Annotated in this window: 18 protein-coding genes; 9 read left to right on the top strand and 9 right to left on the bottom strand. The window is 74.1% G+C overall.

Going from position 1 to position 20193, the window contains the following annotated elements:
• Positions 1–68: 68 nt before the first annotated feature.
• Positions 69–1052, bottom strand: coding sequence for a helix-turn-helix transcriptional regulator (locus tag H291_RS0101440; RefSeq protein ID WP_020013196.1), 984 nt, complete (start codon positions 1050–1052; stop codon positions 69–71).
• 14 nt (positions 1053–1066) lie between these two features.
• Positions 1067–1639: a dihydrofolate reductase family protein gene (locus tag H291_RS0101445; RefSeq protein WP_020013197.1), complete on the bottom strand. Its 573-nt coding sequence runs from the start codon at positions 1637–1639 to the stop codon at positions 1067–1069.
• A 205-nt stretch (positions 1640–1844) separates the two neighbouring features.
• On the opposite strand from H291_RS0101445, the gene H291_RS0101450 reads away from it, so the two are divergent.
• Positions 1845–2525 carry an alpha/beta fold hydrolase gene (locus H291_RS0101450; RefSeq protein ID WP_020013198.1) on the top strand — a complete coding sequence of 227 codons (681 nt, stop codon included), beginning with the start codon at positions 1845–1847 and terminating at the stop codon, positions 2523–2525.
• Between the two features lie 14 nt (positions 2526–2539).
• Here the strand turns inward: H291_RS0101450 and H291_RS0101455 are convergent, their stop codons facing one another.
• A complete protein-coding gene (locus H291_RS0101455) occupies positions 2540–3466 on the bottom strand; it encodes a S1C family serine protease (RefSeq protein WP_020013199.1) in 927 nt (308 codons plus the stop codon).
• Positions 3467–3622: 156 nt separating this feature from the next.
• On the opposite strand from H291_RS0101455, the gene H291_RS0101460 reads away from it, so the two are divergent.
• From H291_RS0101460 to H291_RS0101470, 3 genes are all read left to right on the top strand, one after another.
• On the top strand, positions 3623–4093 hold the full coding sequence (locus H291_RS0101460; protein WP_020013200.1) for a carboxymuconolactone decarboxylase family protein: 471 nt from the start codon (positions 3623–3625) through the stop codon (positions 4091–4093).
• A 128-nt stretch (positions 4094–4221) separates the two neighbouring features.
• Positions 4222–5031 (top strand): helix-turn-helix domain-containing protein, encoded by an 810-nt coding sequence (locus tag H291_RS28205; protein WP_020013201.1) that lies wholly within the window; start codon positions 4222–4224, stop codon positions 5029–5031.
• Positions 5028–5723 carry a GOLPH3/VPS74 family protein gene (locus tag H291_RS0101470; RefSeq protein WP_020013202.1) on the top strand — a complete coding sequence of 232 codons (696 nt, stop codon included), beginning with the start codon at positions 5028–5030 and terminating at the stop codon, positions 5721–5723. Before H291_RS28205 ends, H291_RS0101470 begins: the two co-directional genes overlap by 4 nt.
• Positions 5724–5742: 19 nt before the next feature.
• On the opposite strand, the gene H291_RS0101475 is transcribed toward H291_RS0101470, so the two are convergent.
• The 3 genes from H291_RS0101475 to H291_RS0101485 are packed head-to-tail and all read right to left on the bottom strand — an operon-like array spanning position 5743 to position 10403.
• Positions 5743–8088: a beta-galactosidase gene (locus H291_RS0101475; RefSeq protein ID WP_020013203.1), complete on the bottom strand. Its 2346-nt coding sequence runs from the start codon at positions 8086–8088 to the stop codon at positions 5743–5745.
• Positions 8085–9794: an acyltransferase gene (locus tag H291_RS34750; protein ID WP_020013204.1), complete on the bottom strand. Its 1710-nt coding sequence runs from the start codon at positions 9792–9794 to the stop codon at positions 8085–8087. Before H291_RS34750 ends, H291_RS0101475 begins: the two co-directional genes overlap by 4 nt.
• A gap of 15 nt (positions 9795–9809) precedes the next feature.
• Complete coding sequence (locus tag H291_RS0101485) at positions 9810–10403, bottom strand: hypothetical protein (RefSeq protein ID WP_020013205.1); 594 nt, start codon at positions 10401–10403, stop codon at positions 9810–9812.
• Positions 10404–10537: 134 nt separating this feature from the next.
• On the opposite strand from H291_RS0101485, the gene H291_RS0101490 reads away from it, so the two are divergent.
• A complete protein-coding gene (locus tag H291_RS0101490; protein WP_020013206.1) occupies positions 10538–10747 on the top strand; it encodes an EF-hand domain-containing protein in 210 nt (69 codons plus the stop codon).
• A gap of 54 nt (positions 10748–10801) precedes the next feature.
• Here the strand turns inward: H291_RS0101490 and H291_RS0101495 are convergent, their stop codons facing one another.
• The 3 genes from H291_RS0101495 to H291_RS0101505 are packed head-to-tail and all read right to left on the bottom strand — an operon-like array spanning position 10802 to position 13936.
• Complete coding sequence (locus tag H291_RS0101495; RefSeq protein ID WP_020013207.1) at positions 10802–11710, bottom strand: carbohydrate ABC transporter permease; 909 nt, start codon at positions 11708–11710, stop codon at positions 10802–10804.
• Positions 11707–12633 carry a carbohydrate ABC transporter permease gene (locus tag H291_RS0101500; protein WP_033325387.1) on the bottom strand — a complete coding sequence of 309 codons (927 nt, stop codon included), beginning with the start codon at positions 12631–12633 and terminating at the stop codon, positions 11707–11709. Before H291_RS0101500 ends, H291_RS0101495 begins: the two co-directional genes overlap by 4 nt.
• 13 nt (positions 12634–12646) lie before the next feature.
• Positions 12647–13936 (bottom strand): ABC transporter substrate-binding protein, encoded by a 1290-nt coding sequence (locus H291_RS0101505; RefSeq protein WP_033325327.1) that lies wholly within the window; start codon positions 13934–13936, stop codon positions 12647–12649.
• Between the two features lie 138 nt (positions 13937–14074).
• On the opposite strand from H291_RS0101505, the gene H291_RS0101510 reads away from it, so the two are divergent.
• From H291_RS0101510 to H291_RS0101525, 4 genes are all read left to right on the top strand, one after another.
• The gene (locus H291_RS0101510; RefSeq protein ID WP_020013210.1) at positions 14075–15205 is read left to right on the top strand and encodes an ROK family transcriptional regulator; all 1131 of its coding nucleotides are present in this window, start codon (positions 14075–14077) and stop codon (positions 15203–15205) included.
• 101 nt (positions 15206–15306) lie between these two features.
• The gene (locus H291_RS0101515) at positions 15307–17349 is read left to right on the top strand and encodes a beta-galactosidase (protein WP_020013211.1); all 2043 of its coding nucleotides are present in this window, start codon (positions 15307–15309) and stop codon (positions 17347–17349) included.
• Positions 17346–19457, top strand: a complete 2112-nt coding sequence (locus H291_RS0101520) for an alpha-galactosidase (protein ID WP_020013212.1) — start codon at positions 17346–17348, stop codon at positions 19455–19457. The genes H291_RS0101515 and H291_RS0101520 overlap by 4 nt, the downstream gene beginning before the upstream one ends.
• A gap of 185 nt (positions 19458–19642) precedes the next feature.
• Positions 19643–20193 (top strand): ABC transporter ATP-binding protein (locus tag H291_RS0101525; RefSeq protein WP_033325389.1); only part of this gene is annotated, 551 nt, incomplete at its 3' end.

Raw genomic sequence — 20193 nt, forward strand, 5'->3', positions numbered from 1 at the left:
CGATCTGATGGCAAGCAATTTGCCCATCGAAGGGGCGCATCAGCGCGGGCCTTGTCGCCGGCCGGCGATCAGGGCCCGTTCGACTTCGAGCCGTCGGCCGCCGCCTCGCCCACCGCCGCCGCCAGGCGCGCCGCCAGCGTCGCCACCGCCGCCCGCAGCTCCGGGCCGTCCTCCACCCGGAACGCGAACGGCACGCTAGCCAGCCACTCCTGCGCGTACATCGCGGGGTTGCGGGTGGTGCCCGTCAGCACGCACCGCTCCTCCCCCGCGGCCTCCAGCCGGCCCATCTGCGCGCCGACCCAGGGCGCGACGTCGGCGAGCGGGGCGTCGAAGACGACGCGCGTGGTGAACTGCCAACCGGTCCCCAGGTGCTCCTCGAGCGCCGCCACGGGGTCGAGGTCGGCGGGCGGCTCGAAGGCCCGGTCCGTGTGCTCGACGGCGAGCACGCGGTCCACGCGGTAGGTGCGGACGGCGTCGGCGCGGTGGGAGTGGCACAGGAGGTACCAGCGCCCGTACCGCACGACGACGGCCCAGGGGTCCACCTCGGCGACCCACTCGCTGCCGGACTCGCCGCGGTAGGTGACCAGCACGCGCCGTCGGGCGGCGACGGCGGCCACGAGCTCGCTGGTGACTGCCGTGTCCGGGCGGGCCGCGTACCGGTCCGGGGCCGCCGACGCGTGCTCGCGCAGCGTGGCGGCCTGCCGGCCGACGTCCTCGGGCAGGGCCCGGATCACCTTGCCGAGCGCGGTGCTGACGAGGTCGTCGGCCTCGGGGTGGCTGTCGAGCACGGCCATGACCAGGCCGAGCGCCTCGGTCTGGGTGAACGTGACCGGCGGCAGCCGGGTGCCCCGCCCGAGCCGGTACCCACCGTGCGGCCCCCGGACGGACGACACCGGGATCCCGGCCTCCCGCAGGATCTCGACGTACCGGCGCGCGGCCCGCTCGGTGACGCCGAGCCGCGCGCCGAGCTCGTCCGCCGTCGTACCCGGGCGGGTCTGGAGGATCTCCAGGGTGCGCAGGGCGCGTGCGGTGGGGCTGGTCTCGGACGGCACCCCTGCAGGCTATGTCAGCGCAGCACCTCGAAGACCTGCTTCTGGATGCCGTTCGAGTACACCTCGTGCTCGGTGAGCTTGAGGCGCTGGGCGGGCTTGTCGGTGTCGCTGAACAGGGGCTTGCCCTGGCCCAGGATCACCGGGAAGACCAGGAGGTGGTAGGCGTCGACGAGGCCGGCGTCCGCGAGCGCCCGGGTCAGGCTCACGCTGCCGTGCACCTGGATCTCGCCGCCGTCGGTCTCGCGGAGCCGGGCGACGTCGTCCAGCGAGCGGAGGATGGTGGTCTCGCCCCAACCGTCGGCCAGGTCGGCGTCGGTCAGCGTCGTGGAGACGACGTACTTGGGCAGCTCGTTGTAGCGCGTGAACTCGGCCATGTCGGGCCAGACGGGCGCGAACATCTGGTAGCTGGCGCGGCCGAGCAGCAGCGCGCCGGCCTCCTCCTGCTCGCGGCCCTTGAGCTCGTAGGCCTCCGGGACCATCTCGACGGTCCGATAGGTCCACGCCGTGTCGTGCAGCTCGGGGTCCCCGCCGGTGGGGTCGACCTTGCCGTCGAGGGAGACGAAGTGCGTGGCGACGATGGTGCGCATGGGGTGGATCTCCTGTCGTGACGGCCGCGCGGTGCGGCCTGCTGCGGGCATTTTCTACGGGGATGGACGGGAGCGTCGCGGCAAATTCATCGGCGTCGTGCAGGTTTTCTGATCCGGAAGCGGATCGTCCGGAACCGGTCCTACCGTTGGTGTGGTCGGCAGCGCGCCGCACCTCATCTCAGCTCGATCGGTACGGGAGAGAATCATGGACATCCTGCTCATCGGCGGCCTCTGGCTCGACGGTTCGGCCTGGGACGACGTCGTCCCGCGGATCGAGGCGCTCGGCCACCGGGCGGTGCCGGTCACGCTGCCCGGCCAGGGCGACGGGCGCACGGACGCCACGCTGGACGACCAGGTCGCCGCGGTGCTCGCGGCCGTGGACGCGGCGTCGGGCCGGACGCTGGTCGTGGGGCACTCCGCGGCCTGCACCCTGGCCTGGCTGGCGGCCGACGCGCGGCCGGACGCCGTGGCCGGCGTCGTGCTGGTCGGCGGGTTCCCGTGGGACGACGGCAAGCCCTACGCCGACCTGTTCCCGGTCACGGACGGCGTGATGGCGTTCCCGGGCTGGGAGCCGTTCGCGGGCCCGGACTCGGACGACCTCGACGCCGAGGCCCGCGCCACCTTCTCGGCCCGGGCCGTTCCGGTGCCCGAGGGCGTCGCCAAGGGTGTGGTGCACCTGACCGACGAGCGCCGGTTCGGCGTGCCCGTCGTGGTCGTGTGCCCCGAGTTCTCGCCCGCCCAGGCCCAGGAGTGGATCGACTCGGGCGACGTGCCGGAGCTCGCGCGGGCCAAGCAGGTCGACCTGGTCGACCTCGACTCGGGCCACTGGCCCATGTTCTCGCGGCCGGCGGAGCTCGCCCGGCTCCTGGTGGACGCGGCCGGGTAAGCGGGGCGGCGCCCTCACGACGCGGAGACGAGCTCCTCCGGGAGCACCACCGCGTCGACGAGGGCGCCGTTGCGCCACACGGTCACCTCGGTGCGCCGGCCGATGGCGTCGCCCACCATGAGCCGCTGCACGGCGGTGGTGGTCACGACGGTGGCGCCGTCGATCGCCACGAGGATGTCGCCGCGGCGGATCCCCGCGAGGTCGGCGGGCGAGCGGGCGATGACCTCGGCCACCCGCATGCCTGTCTTCGACCCGACCCGTTCCGCGACGGGCTCGGGCAGCACCACCTGCGTGCCGGCGATGCCGAGCCAGGCGCGCCGCACCCGCCCGTCGCGCACCAGGGTGTCGATGATCGCGCGGGTGGTGGCGTTGACCGGCACAGCCAGCCCCAGGCCGATGCCGGCGACGGCGGTGTTGACGCCGACGAGCCGGCCGGCCGTGTCCGCGAGCGCCCCGCCGCTGTTGCCGGGGTTGAGCGCGGCGTCGGTCTGCACCACCTCGTCGATGATCCGGCCGGCCCCGGTGGGCAGGGAGCGGCCGAGGGCGGACACGATGCCGGCGGTGACGCTGCCGGCCAGGCCGCGGGGGTTGCCGAGCGCGACGACGAGCTGCCCCACGCGCAGCGTCGCCGCGTCGCCGAGGGTCAGGGCGGGCGGCACGACGTCGTCGGCCCGGAGCACCGCGAGGTCGGAGAGCGGGTCGCGGCCGACCACCCGGGCCGCGACCTCGGACCCGTCGGAGAAGGCGGCGCGTACCTCGCCGCCGCCCTCCACGACGTGGGCGCTGGTGAGCAGCAGCCGCTCCCCCGGGATGACGGAGGCGCTGCCGGCCCCGGCGCCGCGGGGCGTGCGCACCGAGAGCGCCGCGACCGACGGCAGCACGGCGTCGACGACGCGCACGATCGACGCCGAGTAGGCGTCCAGCGCCTCGGAATCGTCCATGAGCCCATCACACACCTCGCGGCGGGCGCGGCGGGAGGTGGATTCGCCACGGGCAGACAGACCTGTTCCGTCGCGGCCGGTCACGTTTCCGGGCCGGTCCCGGTCATGTCTCCGGGCCCGGCTCCGGGCCCACCCTGACCAAGGAGGCAGAAACACATGGAAGCCAGGATCGACTACTTCGGCAACCCCGTCGCCGGAAAGGTCCTGCGGCACTTCAACTCCGCGAACAAGCTGATCGTGGACTCGACGCTGCCCGCCGTCACCCAGGAGCTCGTGAAGATCCGCGCCAGCCAGATCAACGGCTGCGGGTTCTGCACCGACATGCACACCAAGGACGCGCTCGCCGCGGGTGAGACGCAGCTCCGCCTCAACCTGGTCGCCACCTGGCGGGAGGCGACGGTGTTCACCGAGCCGGAGCGGGCGGCGCTCGAGCTGGCCGAGGAGGGGACGCGGCTCGCGGACGCGTCGGGCGGGGTCTCGGACGAGACCTGGACCCTGGCGGCCAAGCACTTCGACGAGGACCAGCTCGCCGCGCTGATCTCCCTGATCGCGCTCATCAACGCGTACAACCGGATCAACGTCATCAACCGGCAGCCCGCCGGTGGCTACGTGCCCGGCCAGTTCTGACGCCGTCCGGCGCGCCCGCCCTCGGTACGGGGCGGGCGCGCCGCCGGGCGGGCTTGACCGTGCCCCTGGGGCATGGTTTGAACTCTTGTCCGTCGGCGTTCCCGCCGGCGGACCGAGAGGAGCGGACCGTGGCCTGGAGCACCCGTCAGCTCGCGGAGATCGCGGGAACCACCATCAAGGCCGTGCGGCACTACCACGAGATCGGCCTGCTGGACGAGCCTGCCCGCCGGTCCAACGGCTACAAGCAGTACGAGACGGCGCACCTGGTGCGGCTGCTGCAGATCAAGCGGCTGAGCGACCTCGGCGTGCCGCTCGCGCAGATCGCCTCGATGGGCCGCGCCGACCAGGACCCCGACGAGGCGCTGCGCGTGCTCGACTCCGAGCTGGAGGCCACGATCACCCGGCTCCAGCGCGTCCGGGCCGAGCTCGCGGTGATCCTGCGCCACCGCGCCCCGGCGGACCTGCCCGCCGGGTTCAGCGCCGTCGGCGGCGAGCTGTCCGACGTCGACCGGTCCATGCTGATGATCTACGCGCAGGTGTTCGACGACGACGCCATGGACGCCCTGCGCACGATGATGCACGAGCAGCCGGTGACGGCCGCCGACGACGAGTTCCAGGCCCTGCCCGCCGACGCCGACCGCGCGACCAGGCAGGCCCTCGCCGAGCGCATCGCGCCCCTGCTGCGCGACCAGCTCACGGCGTATCCCGCGCTCGGTGAGGCCGAGTCGCACTCGCTGCACGGGCCCGGGCGGACGGAGAGCGCCATCGTCCCGGCGCTGCGCGAGCTGTACCACCCGGCCCAGCTCGAGGTGCTCTACCGCGCGCACCTGATCGTCACCGGCGAGACTGACGAACGGCTCGACGCCGAGGACCTCGTCGTGAACCAGAGTCCCCGCAGCACCCCGAGACCCGACCCCGACGGACGGACGAGACGATGACCGCACCTGCCACGCCCGCGACCCCGCTGATCGCCGAGGACCTGCTCCTGCTGCTGTTCGACCCCCGGTCGGGCACCATCGCGGGCGAGAACACCTTGTTCTACACGCTGGCCGGCGCGGTGCTCACCGAGCTCGCGGTGGGCGGCCACGTCGAGATCGACAGCAAGCCCGGCCTGACCGGCAACCGGGTCACCGCGAACGCCGGCAGCCCGCCCGCCGACCCGCTGCTGCGCGAACGCTGGGACCTGCTCGTCCAGAAGCCGCGCGGCGCGCAGACCTTCCTCGCCGAGGTGGGACCCTACCTGCGCGAGCCGCTGCTCGACCGGCTCGTCGAGCGCGGCCACGTGGGCCGCGAGAAGCGCAAGGCGCTCGGGTTCATCCCCACCACCGCCCTGACCGACGGCGGCACGCCCCGCCGGGCGGAGCTGGTCGCCGCCGTCCGCCCCGTGCTGGCCGACGGCGCAGTCCCGGCCCCCCGCACCGCGGTGCTCGGGGCCCTGCTCTCCGCCAGCGGCAGCCTGCCGGTCCTCGACAAGGACATCCCCTGGTCCGGCGCGGTCTACACGCGCGGCAAGGAGCTCGAGCAGGGCGACTGGGGTGCGTCCGCCGCCGGCGAGGCGGTCGTCCGGACCACCATCGCGGTCACCGTCTCGAGCGCCGCCATCGCGTTCGCGGCCGTCCAGAACCCCTGATCCGGGCGCGACGCGCGCCTCAGCGCAGCGCCCGGGTCCGCACCACCCGCACCGCCGCCGACCGCACCTCCAGCACCGGCGCCTCGGACGCCGGCCGCACCCGCGGGTCGACGTGCACGCCGGCCGTGGGCGACCAGGCGAAGGCCCGCAGCCACAGGCCCTCCGCCCGGATCCGCTCGCGGTACGGCGTGAGGTCGACGTCGAGCGCGCGGCCCGACCAGAACTGGTCGGCGACCAGCGTGTCGCCGACGTGGACCCGCATCGCGTCGCCGGTCCAGTCCAGGCGCAGCAGCACCCGCTCGGCGTCGGTGAAGGCGTCGTCGGGCACGGGCAGCCGCACGGGGACCAGCGCCGCGAAGTCCGCGTCGTCCGGGGCCGACAGGCGGCCCGCGCTGCCGCCCGTGCGCACCGGCGCCACCACGGCGTCGAACCGGGGCGCGGGCAGCGGAAAGGTCACCTGCTCGCCCGGGACGGCGTACCGCGTGAACCGGCTGCCCTCCCCCGGCACCTCGGCGTGCCGGGCGGACGCGAGGGCGGGCAGCACGTCGACGGTCCGGTCGGCGGCGTCGGCCTCGACGCGGAACGACTCCCCGTCGAACCAGCCGCTCCCGCGCCACAGCACGAGGCTCTCGCGCCCGTCGACCGGCCCCTTCCAGACGGCGTCGGCCAGCTCCGGCGGCAGGAACACCAGCGTGGTGCCGCCGACGACGACCTCGGCGGCGAGCCCCGGCGCGGCGTCCGGCACCGCGATGACGCGCCCGTCCTCCTGGCGGGTCGTGGCCCCGCGGACGTCGGCGGCGGGCACGCCCTCGATCTGCAGCTCGACGTCGATGCCGTCGGTCGCTGCGAACAGGACCACCGGCCCGTCCGGAGTCTCCAGCGACGTGATCGGCTGCGCCGGGACGGTGAGCGCCGGGACCGTCCCGAACGGCTGGCGCAGCGGCCAGGCAGCCGCCACGCCCGCCCGCAGCGGGCACGGCTCGGTCGGGACGGTCACCGCGTGGTCGCCGAGCGTCACCTCGAACCGGACGCCGTCGACGTCCGCCAGCGGCGCGGCGGCGGGCTGGTGGTTGTTGACGAAGAGGTAGCCGCGCTCCCCGTCGCCCCGGACGGACCAGCGCACGTCGTCGCCGTCAGCACCGGACGGCAGCACCACCGGGTAGGTCGCCAGGTCCGCGCCGAACGCCTGAAGGAACAGGTGCTGGCGGCGCAGCGCGTGGAAGTGCGGGCGTTGCTGCCCCGCCGACCCGAGCGGGGCCCAGAAGTCGTAGTCGCGCAGCGGCAGGTCGTTCGGGTAGCCGGTCGCGTGCGACTCCTGCGTGGTCGAGAGCTCCCCGAGCACCTGGGTGGACCCGTGGTACAGGTAGTAGCCCTGCCACGCGGAGCCGCTGCCGAGCTTGGTCAGGGCGAGCGCCGCGACGTCGTCGGCGTCCACCAGCGGGCGCCGGTGGTAGGCGACCTGCATGCCGCCGCCGAGCTCGCAGGTGGCGAACGGCCACGGGTCGGCGGCGCCGGCCGCGGCCATGTCGGCAGCCTGGGCCGTGACGGGTCCGTCGCGCAGGTCGGCGCCCACCGTGAGGTCGTCGCGCACGGTGCTGAACACGTAGTGCGTGGCGCCGAACTCGGGCCAGCCGGTGGTGGACTCCTCCCAGAACCCGTCGGAGTAGCCCGCGTACACCGGCAGCACGCGGCCGGGCGGCAGCTGGGCGCCGCCCCAGCCGGTCGCGAGCCACAGCGGCACGCGCAGGCCGGCTTCCTCGGCGAGGTCGCGCAGGGTGGCGAGGTGCTCGGGCTGGTCGTAGAGCTCGTTGTCGACCTGGATGCCGACCACGGGGCCGCCCGGCTGCCCGGGCGCGTGCATCAGGTCGCGCACCTGGTCCGCGATCGCCGTGTACCAGCCGCGCACGAGGTCCACGTAGGCGGGGTCGTTCGTGCGGTGCGCCACGGGCAGCGCCTGGAGCCAGTCCGGGAACCCGCCGTTGCGGGTCTCGCCGTGCGCCCACGGGCCGATGCGGAGCACGACGTCGAGGCCCACGCGGCTCGCCGTGCGCACGAACCGGCGCACGTCGAGCGCGTCGTCCCAGCGCACCTGCCCGCGCTCCTCCTCGTGCAGGATCCACAGCAGGTAGGTCGCCACGACGCCGACCCCGCCGGACCGCATCTTGCGCAGCTCGGTCTCCCACTGCTCCGGGCGGTCCCGGCTGAAGTGGTACTCGCCCATCACGGGGAACCAGGGCCGCCCGTCCCGCTCCACGTACCGGTCCGTGAGGCGGACGGCGTCCGCCGTTCCGGCGGGGTCACCCAGGTCCAGGGGCGCCGGCCGTACGGGCGGCGCGGCCGGGACGCGAAGGTGACGGACGGTCACAGCGCCCCCGCCACCGGCGCGATCCGCACCAGCGGGTCCGGGCTGTGCACGCCCCGCGGCCGGTACCCGAGGGCGTCGGCGGCGCCGAGGTAGTCGGCCAGGTACCAGACGATGCTCAGCCACATCTCGGTGCCCTGGAGGCCGGGCACGCCGTCGGCGCCGTCGCTGCGCGGCGCGAACGCGAGGCCGGCGCCGTCCGCCCAGCTCTCCAGCGCCCGGTCGAGCTGGGCGCGGGCCCAGGCCTCGCCCTCCGCCCGCCGGTGCGAGGTCTGCTTCGCCGCGAGCCACAGGGGGTGCACGATGTCGAGCACGTTGCAGGCGGTCCAGCCGTCCGCGGTGGCGAGCGCGGGGTCGGCCGCGTGCTCCAGCACGGTGTCGATCGCCGCCTCGGGGTAGGGCAGCGGCAGGCCGAGCTGGGCGTACGAGCCGCGCGTGAGGCGGTAGAACCCGTTGACGGCCTGGAGCCAGCGCGACCCCGGCTGCGGCGCGCCCCACAGGCCCGTGGCCGGGTCCGCCCTGGCGGTCAGCCAGCCCAGCAGGCCGTACAGCGGGCCGACGCCGCCGTCGGGCAGCTCGGCGGAGAAGTCGGCGATGTTCAGGGCGCACGCCGTACCCAGGGAGTCGACGGCGGCGCCGCTCCCCCAGGCGTGGGCGCCCCAGTCGCGCGCGTCGAGGGCCGCCGCCAGGTCGCGGTCTGTCAGCTCGTGGACGGCGCGCACGGGGTGCGGCAGCCGCGCGCCGAGCAGCCGCACCGCGTAGCCGACGCTGAGCACGTGGTAGGCGGCGTCGCCGTCCGTCGCCGACAGCGGCCCGGTGGTGCGGCCCGGCTCCTCGAGCCCCGCGTCGGACAGGTCGCCCTCCGGGATCAGGCCGGTGGCCGGGTCCTGGCGGGCCGTGAGGCGGCGGACCAGGTCGGCGGCGGCGAACCCGGGCGGCGGGGTGCCGAGCAGCAGGTCGGCGAGCTCGACGGCGTCCGCCCAGGGGCGCACGGCCGGGGCGAGCGGGCCCGCGGCGGCGGCCGGGCGGTCCACGAACCGGCCGTCCTCGTAGCAGCGGGCCAGCAGGTCGGCCGCCTGCTCGCGGGCGCGGTCGCCGAACGCCGCCAGGCGGTCGCCGAGGTCGGGGGCGGTCGCACCCTTCTCGGCGCGGCGGTCGCGCAGCACGCGCGCGGGGTTGCCGGCCACCACGGCCCAGTCCGGCACGCTCTTGGTGACGACGGCGCCGGCCGCGACCACCACGTGGTCGCCCACGGTCACGCCGTCCAGGATCGTGGCGTTGGAGCCGATCCAGACGTCGTCGCCGATGGTGATGCCCTTGCTCCAGGTGCCCTGCTGGAACACCGGCCGGTCGTTGTCCATGCGGTGGTTGAACCCGAGGATCGAGCTGTGCGCGCCGATGCGCACGCCGTCGCCCATCCGGATCTCGCCGCGGACCACGGCGAACGGGTTGACCGAGCAGTCCGCGCCGATGGTCAGGTCGCCCGAGAGGTAGGCGAGGGCGGCGACGTAGCTGCGCTCGCCGAGCACGAGGGAGTCGCAGTACACCGCGGCGTTCGGGGCGACGAAGGCACCGGCGGCGATCTCTGCACCGGCGTCGGTGAGCTCGCGCTGCCGCGCGGCCTGCGCCTCGCCCTCCGGTGAGGCGGGGTCGTACTCCCAGGGGAGGAAGTCGATACGTCGGACGCCGTCAGCCGATGAGTGATGCACGCCGCAAGACTACGGCTACCGGCGCAGCCCGAGGCTGCGCAGCTCGAGGTCGGCCAGCCGGCGCACGACGACGGGGTCGTCCTCGCGCCAGGCGCGCACCGGGTCGTCGGAGACCCTGGTCAGGGCGCGCAGCGGCTGGTTCGTCAGGGCCCGCAGCGCCAGCAGCGACGGGTCGGCGGCCAGCAGGCGCCGGCCGGCGCTCGCGCGGCGCACGAACCGGACCCGCAGCGGCACGTACAGCACGGCGACCAGGAGCACCGGGACCAGGAACACGGCGAGGCCTGCGAGCAGCGCGACGTCGGCCACCGTCTCGGCCTGGGAGCGGCCCGCCTGCGCGAGGCTCTCCGCGGCGTCGGCGGCCCCGCTGAAGGGCGCGGCCAGGTCGTCGCCCACGCCCGGGATGCCGCCGATCCGACCCTCGACGTCGTGGAACCGGCCCGCCATCTCGTCGGCCGCGGACGCCGTCGCGCGGCCCGGGGCGCCCAGCTCCAGGGTCGCCGACCAGACCTCGCGCCCGGCCCAGGCCCAGCCCGCGATCCAGGCGAGCAGCAGCAGGTCACCGAGCGCCTGCCGAGCGCCCCGCGCGGGGGCGGCCGCGTACAGCCTCATGGTCGGGTCCTCCGGTTCTCGACGGTCAGCACGCCGCACCGTACCGGACATACCACCCAGCAATTCCACAACCGATCAAACCGATATGTGATTGCATACGGTTCGAATTGTTTCCGACTTTGCGAGGTATCAGCATGGCTGCCGACGACGAGCTCACCCGCACCTTCGTCGAGTTCGACTCCGACGGCGACGGCCGCATCACCGCGGACGAGTTCCGCCAGGCGATGGCCACCCGGGGCGAGGAGACCACCGACAAGGACCTCGACGAGATCTTCGGCAAGGCCGACCACGACCGGGACGGCAAGATCGACCTCGCCGAGTTCACGATCGCCTGGGACGCCTGAGCCCTCACCCGCCGTCGGGCACCCGGGTACCGGGCGCCCGACGGCCGGCGTCCGCTAGCCCTTGAGCCCGCCCGAGACGAGGTCGAGACGCCAGTAGCGCTGCAGGAACAGCACGAGAGCGAGCAGCGGGATGATCGAGACCGCCGCCCCCGTGATCGCCACGGAGTAGAGCGCCGGGGAGCTCGACCCCTTGGCCAGCAGCGTGAACAGCCCGACGGTGAGCGGGTAGCGGCTCTGGTCCGAGAGCATGATGTACGGCAGCAGGAAGTTGTTCCAGGTGCCGATGAACTGCAGCAGGAACACCGTGACCATGCCCGGCACCATGAGCGGCAACACGATCGTCCGGAAGATCCGCCACTCCCCCGCGCCGTCGATCCGCGCGGCCTCCAGCGTCTCCTGCGGCACCGCCGACATCGCGTACACCCGGGACAGGTAGATGCCGAACGGGCTGACGATGCTCGGCAGCAACACCGACCAGTGGGTGCCCACCAGCCCGAGCTGGGACAGCAGCAGGTACTGCGGCACGGCCAGCACGATGCCCGGGATGAGCACGCCGGCCAGGATCGACAGGAACAGGAACGAGCGGCCCCGGAACTCGTACTTGGCCAGCCCGTACCCGGCCATGGTCGAGACGAGCACCGAGAGCAGCGACCCGACGCCGGAGTAGATCAGCGAGTTCAGGCACCACAGCAGGTACTGCCCGCCCTCGTAGGCGAACAGCGCCGTCAGGTTCTCCCCCAGCCCGGTGCCGGGCGCGAAGGTGAACGTGGTGAACAGCTCGCCGCGCGTCTTGGTGGCCGCGACGTAGACCCACAGCACGGGGACGAGGCAGTAGAACGCGCCCACGAGCAGCACGATCGTCGGGAGCACGCCCCAGCCGCCCTGCCGCGCCCGCGAGCGCGCCCGGTCGGACGGGTCGCGCCGGGTCGACGCCGGACCCGGGCGGGCGGTCAGCACGCTCATCTCTCGACCCCCATGCGCTTGCGGTTGACGATGCGCAGGATGACCACCGAGACGAGCACGGTGCCCACCGCGAGCACCGTCGACGCCGCGGCCGCCTGGGGCAGGTCGTCGGTGCCGAACGCGTCGCGGTAGATGGTCATCAGCGGCACCCAGGTGTTGGAGATGGCGCTCGTCATGGGCTGCAGCGTGGCGGGCTCGCTGTACAGCTGCAGCGTGCCGATCAGCGAGAACACGCCGGTGAGCACGAGCGCCGGCACCACGAGCGGCACCTTGATCCGTAGCGCGATCTGCACCTCTCCCGCGCCGTCGAGCCGCGCGGACTCGTAGATCTCGCCGGGGATGGACCGCAGCGAGGTGTAGATGATGATCATGTTGAACCCGACGCCGCCCCAGATCGCGATGTTCGCCAGCGAGCCGAACAGCCCGGGGCCGTCGAGGAACGGGATGGTGCCGAGGCCGAGCGCCCGGGTGACGTACGAGAACGGGCTGGTGCTCGGCAGGTACATGAAGCCCCACAGCAGGGCCGCGACGACGCCGGGCACCGCGTACGGGATGAAGATCGCCGTCCGGCCGAACCGCTTGAGGCGGGCGGCCGGCGTGTCCAGCACGAGGGCGAACAGGAGCGCGAGGCCGAGCGTGAGCGGCACGGCGATGACGCCGTAGACCGCGAGCCGCCCGAAGCCCGCCGCGAACTCCGGGTTGGTCAGCACCGCGACGTAGTTGTCGAGGCCGACGAACACCTCGGTCTTGCGCCCGAGCAGGGCGCCCTCGATGCGGTAGGCGCGCGTGCTCAGCCAGACGGCGTAGCCGACGGGCACGAGCATGAACGCGACGTACAGGATGACCGCCGGGGCGGTGAACAGGTAGGGCGCCACCTGCCGCCGTCGGGGACGGCGGCGCGCCGGTTGCAGGGTGGTGGACATCGAGGGCACCCGGTCAGCCGTTGCTCACAGCGAACCCGGTCTCCTTCATGTCGGCCACCACCGCGTCCTGCGTGGCGACGAACGCGTCGCGCCAGGGGGTGCCGTTGCGGATGGCCTTGCCCAGCTCGTCCTCGAACACCGACTTGGCGAGGTTGACGTTCGGGCCCCAGGTCACCGGGACGGTCTGGGCCGAGATGTCGGCGGAGACCGCGTAGAAGTCGTCCTGCTGCGGCATGAGGGTCGGCGGGTCGTTGCTCTCCGCCATCTCCTGCCCGAGGCTGGACGCCGGGTACAGGCTCTGCTCGTCCAGCAGCAGGGTGTTGCCCTCCTCGGACGCGTTCAGCCAGGTGGCGAACTTCGCCGCCTCCTCCGGGTGCTCGCTGTTCTTGGTGACCACGAGGGCGGAACCACCCTGGTAGGCGACCGCGGTGTCACCCGGCGTCCACTGCGGCAGCGGTGCCATCGCCCAGCTCCCCGCCGTGTCCGGGGCCACCGACTCGATCACGCTCGGCGCCCACACCGCCGACGGCCACGAGAGCATGGTGCCCGCGTTGACCATCGCGTTGTACTCGGGGGTCAGCAGCGGCTCCGTCTGGATCAGCCCCTCGGTGGCCAGCTCCTCGAAGTAGTCCGCCACCTCCAGGGACGCCTCGTCGGCGATCCCGACCGACCACTCCTCGCCGTCCACGGACCACCACTGCCCGCCCGCCTGCGTGGCCACGCCGGCGAAGAAGCCGAACTCCGTGGGCGGCAGGCTGGCGATGACGGTGTCCGGGTCGGCCTCCTGCACCGCGGCCGCGGCCTCACGGAACTCCTCCCACGTGGTGGGTACCGGCACGCCGAGCTCCTCGAAGCGGTCCTCGCGGAACACCAGCGCCATCGGGCCCACGTCCTGCGGCACGCCGAACACGGCGCCGTCGAACGTCGTCTGCGCCCAGGTGCCCTCGGTGAACGCGTCCTGCACGTCACCCACGTAGTCGGTGATCTCCAGCGGCACGTCCGCCACGATCAGCGACGGCAGCGTCGTGTACTCCACGAGCGCCAGGTCGGGCGCGTTGCCCGCGCGCGACGCCGTCAGCAGCTTCTGGGACGACTCGTCCCCGCCGCCCGCGTCCGAGAGCTTGATCTGGATGTCGGGGTTCGCCGCGTTCCACTCGTCGACGACGGCCTTGCTGCCCGCCGGCCACGCCCAGTACTCCAGGGTGACGGGGCCCTCCGGGTCGGCGCTCGCGGCGCCGCAGCCGCTCAGGACGGCGAGGCTGGCGACCGTGGCCGCACACGCCACGAGGGGTCTCATTCGCATCGGGATCTCCTTTGATCGGTACTCGTCGGCGGCCGGGCGCCGACTGGACCAGAGTCTGGCGGCGCGCCTAATCTTTGTCAATTATTGAAACAAAGTCGGTGCCGGATAGGATCCGAGCTCCCCAGAGACGAGGAAGCGATGTCACGAGGCTGGCCCGCGCTCGGCGACGCCGAGCGCAACGCGCTGCGCGAGCTGCTCATCCACGGCCCGCTGCCCCGCGCGGAGATCGCGCGGCGGCTCGGCGTCTCCCGCGCGAGCCTGACCCGCGTGACCCGCGCGCTCATGGACCACGGTCTGGTCACCGAGGGCGAGGTCGAGCTGCGCGGCGCGACGGGGCGCCCGAGCGAGCTGCTCGTGGTGCGGCACGCGGCCCGGCACTTCCTGGGCGTCAAGCTCACCGGCGACGCCCTGTTCGCCGTCGTCACCGACCTCGGCGCCCGCATCGTGGCGGCCCACGAGGAGCCCATCCCCGTGCGGGACCCGGACGCCGTGATCGACCAGATCGCCGCCGTCCACGCCGGGTTCGCCGGGCGGTTCGACTCGATCGTCGCCGGCGGGATCGCGCTGGCGGGCGACCTCGCCGTCGTCGACGGGCGGCAGATGGTCACCGACTCGCCGTTCCTGGGCTGGACGGACGTGCCCCTCGCCGAACGGCTCACCGAGCGGCTCGGCATCCCCACGGGGGCGGAGAACGACGTGCGCGCGCTGACGGCCACCGCGCACTGGTTCGGGGCGGGCGTGGGCTGCACCTCGCTGGCGCTGATCACCGTGGGCACCGGCGTCGGCTTCGGGTTCGTGGTCGACGACCGCGTCGTCACCGGCCACCACGGGCGGGCGGGCCGGCTCGACCACCTGCGCGTCGACTCGGCGGGGCCCATCTGCGGGCAGGGGCACCGCGGCTGCGTGAGCGCGCTGCTGCCCAACCAGGCGATCGTGGACGCGCTGCGCATGCCCGGGCTCGACTTCGCGGGCGCCGTCGCGCTGGCCCGGGAGGGCCACGTGGCCGCCCGGCGCGCCTTCGCCGACGCCGGGCAGGCGCTCGGGGTGCTGGTCGGCACGGTGGCGAACGCGCTGGACCCGCAGAAGATCGTGCTCGCGGGCGACGGGCTCGTGGTTCTCGAGCTCGCGGGCGACGAGGTGCGGGCCACGATCGACGAGGTGCGCTCGCCCGGCATCCCGCCGCTGGCGCTCGACGTCCAGCCGTTCCAGTTCGACGAGTGGGCCCGCGGCGGCGCCGTCGTGGGCATCCGGACGATGCTGCGGTTCTGACCCGCTGTTTGTTTCGCGTATTGACAAACGGGCGGGCGCTCGACAAGTCTGACGCCCCGGGGGCGCAACCGTCCCCGCACCGACATCGAAGGGGATGCCCTGTGGCCCGCCGTGCGACCGAACGACCCCACACCCGCCGCGACCTGCCCGCCTGGCCCACCGACGGCCTGAGCTACGGCGGCGACTACAACCCCGAGCAGTGGTCACCGGAGGTGTGGCGCGAGGACGTGCGGCTGATGCGCGAGGCCGGCGTCAACATCGTCACCCTCGGCGTCTTCTCGTGGGGCCTGCTCGAACCGCGCGAGGGCGAGTACGACTGGGCCTGGTTCGACGAGATCATCGCTCTGCTGCACGACGCCGGCATCGCCGTCGACCTGGCCACCCCGACCGCGGCGCCGCCGAGCTGGCTGCTGCACGCGCACCCGGAGGTGCTGCCGGTGGACGCCCACGGCGAGCGGGAGGTGCCCGGCGGGCGGCTGGGCTGGTGCGCGAGCTCGCCCGTGTTCCGGGAGCACGCGCTGCGGATCACGACCGCGCTCGCCGAGCGCTACGGCGACCACCCCGCGGTGCGGCTGTGGCACGTGAGCAACGAGCTCGGCGGCGGCAACGGGCGGTGCTATTGCGACGTGTCGGCGGCGCGGTTCCGCGAGTGGCTGCGTGCCGAGTACGGCACGGTCGAGGCGATCAACGCCGCGTGGGGCACCGCGTTCTGGGGGCACACCTTCGCCGACATCGAGCACATCGAGCCGCCCCGGGGCGACAAGCACAAGGCGAACCCGGGGATGTTCCTCGCGTTCGAGCGGTTCTCCTCCGACGAGCTGCTGGAGCACTACCTCGCCGAGGCCGCGGTGCTGCGCGAGCGCAGCGCCGTGCCCGTCACCACCAACTTCATGGTCGGCTCCGGCGGGCACGTCGTGGACTACTCCGACTGGGCCGGGCACGTCGACGTCGTGGCGAACGACCACTACACGATCGTGGACGACCGGGTGCGCGAGCAGGACCTCGCGTTCGCGGCCGACCGGATGCGCGGCCTGACCCGGGCGCGCGAGCCGTGGCTGCTCATGGAGCACTCCACCGGGGCGCCGAGCTGGCAGCAGCGCAACCGCGCCAAGGCCCCCGGCGAGATCCTGCGCAACGCCCTGGCCCACGTGGCCCGCGGGTCGGACGGCGCGATGTTCTTCCAGTGGCGCGCCTCGACCGCGGGGACCGAGCAGTTCCACTCGGCGATGCTGCCCCACGCGGGCACCGAGAGCCGCGTGTGGCGCGAGGTCGTGGAGCTGGGGTCCGCGCTGCGCCGGCTCGCCGGCATCGCGGGCGCGCCCGTGGAGCCCGCGAAGGTCGCGCTGCTCGTCGACGAGGAGTCGGCGTGGGCGCTCCAGCAGGGGCTCAAGCCGCACCGCGCGCTGCGGTACGCCCACGAGACCCGGCTCTGGCACCGCGTGTTCTGGCAGCGGCAGGTGCTGGTGGACGTGCTGCCCGTCGACGCCGACCTCGACGGCTACGACCTCGTGGTGCTGCCCACGCTGCTCGTGGTCTCGGACGCGCAGGCGGCTCGCGTCGACGCGTTCGTGCGCGGCGGCGGCACCGTGCTCGCCACCTACCTCTCCGGCATCGTCGACGAGACCAGCCGCGTGCGCGGCGGCGGCTACCCCGGCGCGTTCCGCGACCTGCTCGGGGTGACGACCGAGGAGTTCCGCCCGCTGCAGGCCGACGAGACCGTGCTCCTGTCCGACGGCGGCCGGGTGACCGACTGGAGCGAGGACACGAACCTGCACGGCGCCGAGGCCGTCGTCACGTACGCCGACGGCGACTCCGCCGGCCGCGCGGCGGTGACCCGCAACGCCGTCGGCGACGGCGCGGCCTGGTACGTCTCCGCGCAGCTCCCGCTCGACTCGGCCACGCGCGTCGCCGACCGGCTCATCTCCGAGCTCGGCCTGCCCCGCGCGGTCGAGGCCGGCACCGGGATCGAGGCCGTCCGCCGGAACACCGCGGACGGCGACGTCCTGTTCCTGATCAACCACTCGGACGCCGACGAGACCGTGGCCGTGTCGGGCCGGTCGCTGCTCGACGACGCGACGTTCGACGGCGCCGCGCTCGTGCCCGCCGGGCGCGTCGTCGTGCTGCGCGAGAGCGCCGCCGAGTGACGCCGGACGTGCACGTGCTGCGCGCGGCGGGCGTCGGCGTCGTCGTCGCGCTGCCGCAGGACGGCCTGCCCGAGGTGGTGCACTGGGGCCGGGACCTCGGCCCGCTCGGCCCCGCCGACGCGCGCCGTCTGCTCCGGTCGGTCGCGCGCCCCGGGTCGCCTAGCGCGCTGGACGGGCCGTGGCCGCTCACGGTGCTGCCCGGCGAGCACGACGGCTGGGAGGGCCGCCCCGGCCTGGCCGGCCACGTGGGGCGGCGTGCCCTGCTGCCGCGCTGGCGCCGCACCGGGGCCGACGGCGACGAGCGGCACCTCCGGGTGACGGCCGAGGCGACCGGCCTGCGCGTCGTCGTCGACCTGACCCTCGACCCGTCGGGGGTGCTCGCCGTGACGCACGAGCTGCACAACACGGGCGCCGAGCCGGTCGACCTCGCGATCCTGGAGGCGACGCTGCCGGTCGGCGACCTCGCCGCGGAGGTCATGGACTTCTCCGGGCGCTGGACGCGCGAACGCACGCCGCAGCGCCGCCCGCTCGCACAGGGCAGCCACGCGCGCGAGTCGCGCCGCGGCCGCACCGGGCACGACTCCCCGCTCGTGCTCGCGCTCGGCACCCCCGGGTTCGACGAGAGCCGGGGCGAGCTGTGGGCCGTGCACCTCGCCTGGAGCGGCGACGCCGTGCACCGCGTCGACGCCCTCCCCGAGAGCCGCACCGTGCTCGGCGCGGGCCCGCTGCTGCGGCCCGGCGAGGTCACGGTCGAGCCCGGCGCCGCGTTCCGCACCCCGGCCGCGCTGTTCGTCTGGAGCGACGCGGGGCTCGACGGGCTCGGGCACCGGTTCCACCGGTACGTGCGCGGGCGGGCGGGGCACCCGCGGCGGCCCCGCCCGGTCACGCTGAACACCTGGGAGGCCGTCTACTTCGACCACGACCTGGGCAAGCTCACGCAGCTCGCCCGGGTCGCGGCCGACGCCGGCGTGGAGCGGTTCGTGCTCGACGACGGCTGGTTCCTGGGCCGCCGCGACGACTCGGCCGGGCTGGGCGACTGGCGCGTCGACCCGGAACCCTGGCCGGACGGGCTGCACCCCCTCGTCGACGTGGTCCGGGAGCAGGGCATGGAGTTCGGGCTGTGGCTCGAGCCCGAGATGGTCAGCCTCGACTCGGAGCTCGCCCGCGCGCACCCGGACTGGCTGCTGCAGCCGATCGAGAACGAGGTGCGGCCCTGGCGCAACCAGTACGTGCTCGACGTGTCGCGGGCGGACGTGTTCGACCACCTGCTGAAGGCGATCTCGGCGCTCGTGACCGAGTACCGGCTCGACTACGTCAAGTGGGACCAGAACCGCGACCTCATCGAGGCCGTGACCGGCGGCCGCGCGAACGTGCACCGGCACACCGCGGCCGTCTACCGGCTGCTGGCCGCGCTCCGGGACCGGCACCCCGGCCTGGAGATCGAGGCCTGCGCGTCGGGCGGGGCGCGCGTGGACCTCGGCGTGCTGGAGCACACCGACCGGGTGTGGGCCTCGGACACGAACGACCCGGTCGAGCGCCTGGCCATCCAGCGCTGGACCGAGCTGCTGCTGCCCCCGGAGCTCGTCGGCACGCACGTGGGCCCGCCCGTGGCCCACACCACGAAGCGCGCCACGGGGCTGGACCTGCGGATCGCCGTGGCGCTGCTGGGCCACTTCGGCATCGAGTGGGACCTGACGGAGTGCACCCCGGACGAGCTGGACCGGCTCCGCGCGGGCATCGCCGCCTACCGGCGGCTGCGGCCGCTGCTGCACTCGGGCGACGTGCACCACCCGCCGACCGGCGACGCCGGGACGAGCGCGACCGTGATCGTGGCGCCGGACCGGAGCCGGGCGGTGGTGCGGGTGGCGCGGTCGGTCACGGGCGACCGCGCGCTGCCCGCGCTGCAGCGGGTGCCCGGGCTGGACCCCGGACGGCGTTACCGCGTCTCCCTGCCGCTGCCGGGCCCGCTCCCCCGCAACGCCCCGCCGCTGTTCGAGGCGTTGGACGACGCCGTGGTGCCCGGCGCCGCGCTCGGCTCGGTCGGGCTGCGGCTCCCGCTGCTGCACCCGGCGCAGGCCGTCGTCCTTGAGCTCGACGCCGTCGACTGACCCCGCCGTCCCCCACGTGTCAGACGCACGGTTCACCCGAGGGAACTGTGCGTCTGACACGTGGGCGGGCCCGCCCCCTGACCAGCGGCCCAGGGGGCGTACGACCCAGGTATGACCCTGGGGCAGACCAAGACCAGACCCCGGCCTGATGCCCTGGCACGCCGCCGATCCGTAGCGTCTGCCGCATGGACACCACCGTGTATACGCCCGGGTCGTCGCCCGCAGTGCGCGCCCGCTCCCTGACCAAGACGTACGGCAAGGGCGAGGCGATCGTGCGCGCTCTGGACGGCGTGGACGTGGACTTCGAGCAGGGCCGGTTCACCGCGATCATGGGCCCGTCGGGGTCGGGTAAGTCGACGCTGATGCACCTGCTGGCCGGGCTGGACTCGGCCACGGGTGGGCAGGCGTTCCTCGGGGAGACCGAGATCACCGGGCTGAGCGACAAGGCGCTGACGAAGCTGCGGCGGGACCGGATCGGGTTCGTGTTCCAGCAGTTCAACCTGTTGCCGATGTTCACCGCGGAGCAGAACATCACGCTGCCGGTCGAGCTGGCCGGCGCGACCACGGACCGGGCGTGGCTGGACACCCTGGTCGAGACCCTGGGGTTGTCGGGTCGGTTGACGCACCGTCCGGGTGAGCTCTCCGGTGGTCAGCAGCAGCGGGTCGCGATCGCGCGTGCGCTGATCGCGCAGCCGGACGTCGTGTTCGCGGACGAGCCGACGGGCAACCTGGACTC

The sequence above is a fragment of the Promicromonospora sukumoe 327MFSha3.1 genome (genome assembly GCF_000385135.1).
Classification (GTDB): domain Bacteria; phylum Actinomycetota; class Actinomycetes; order Actinomycetales; family Cellulomonadaceae; genus Promicromonospora; species Promicromonospora sukumoe_B.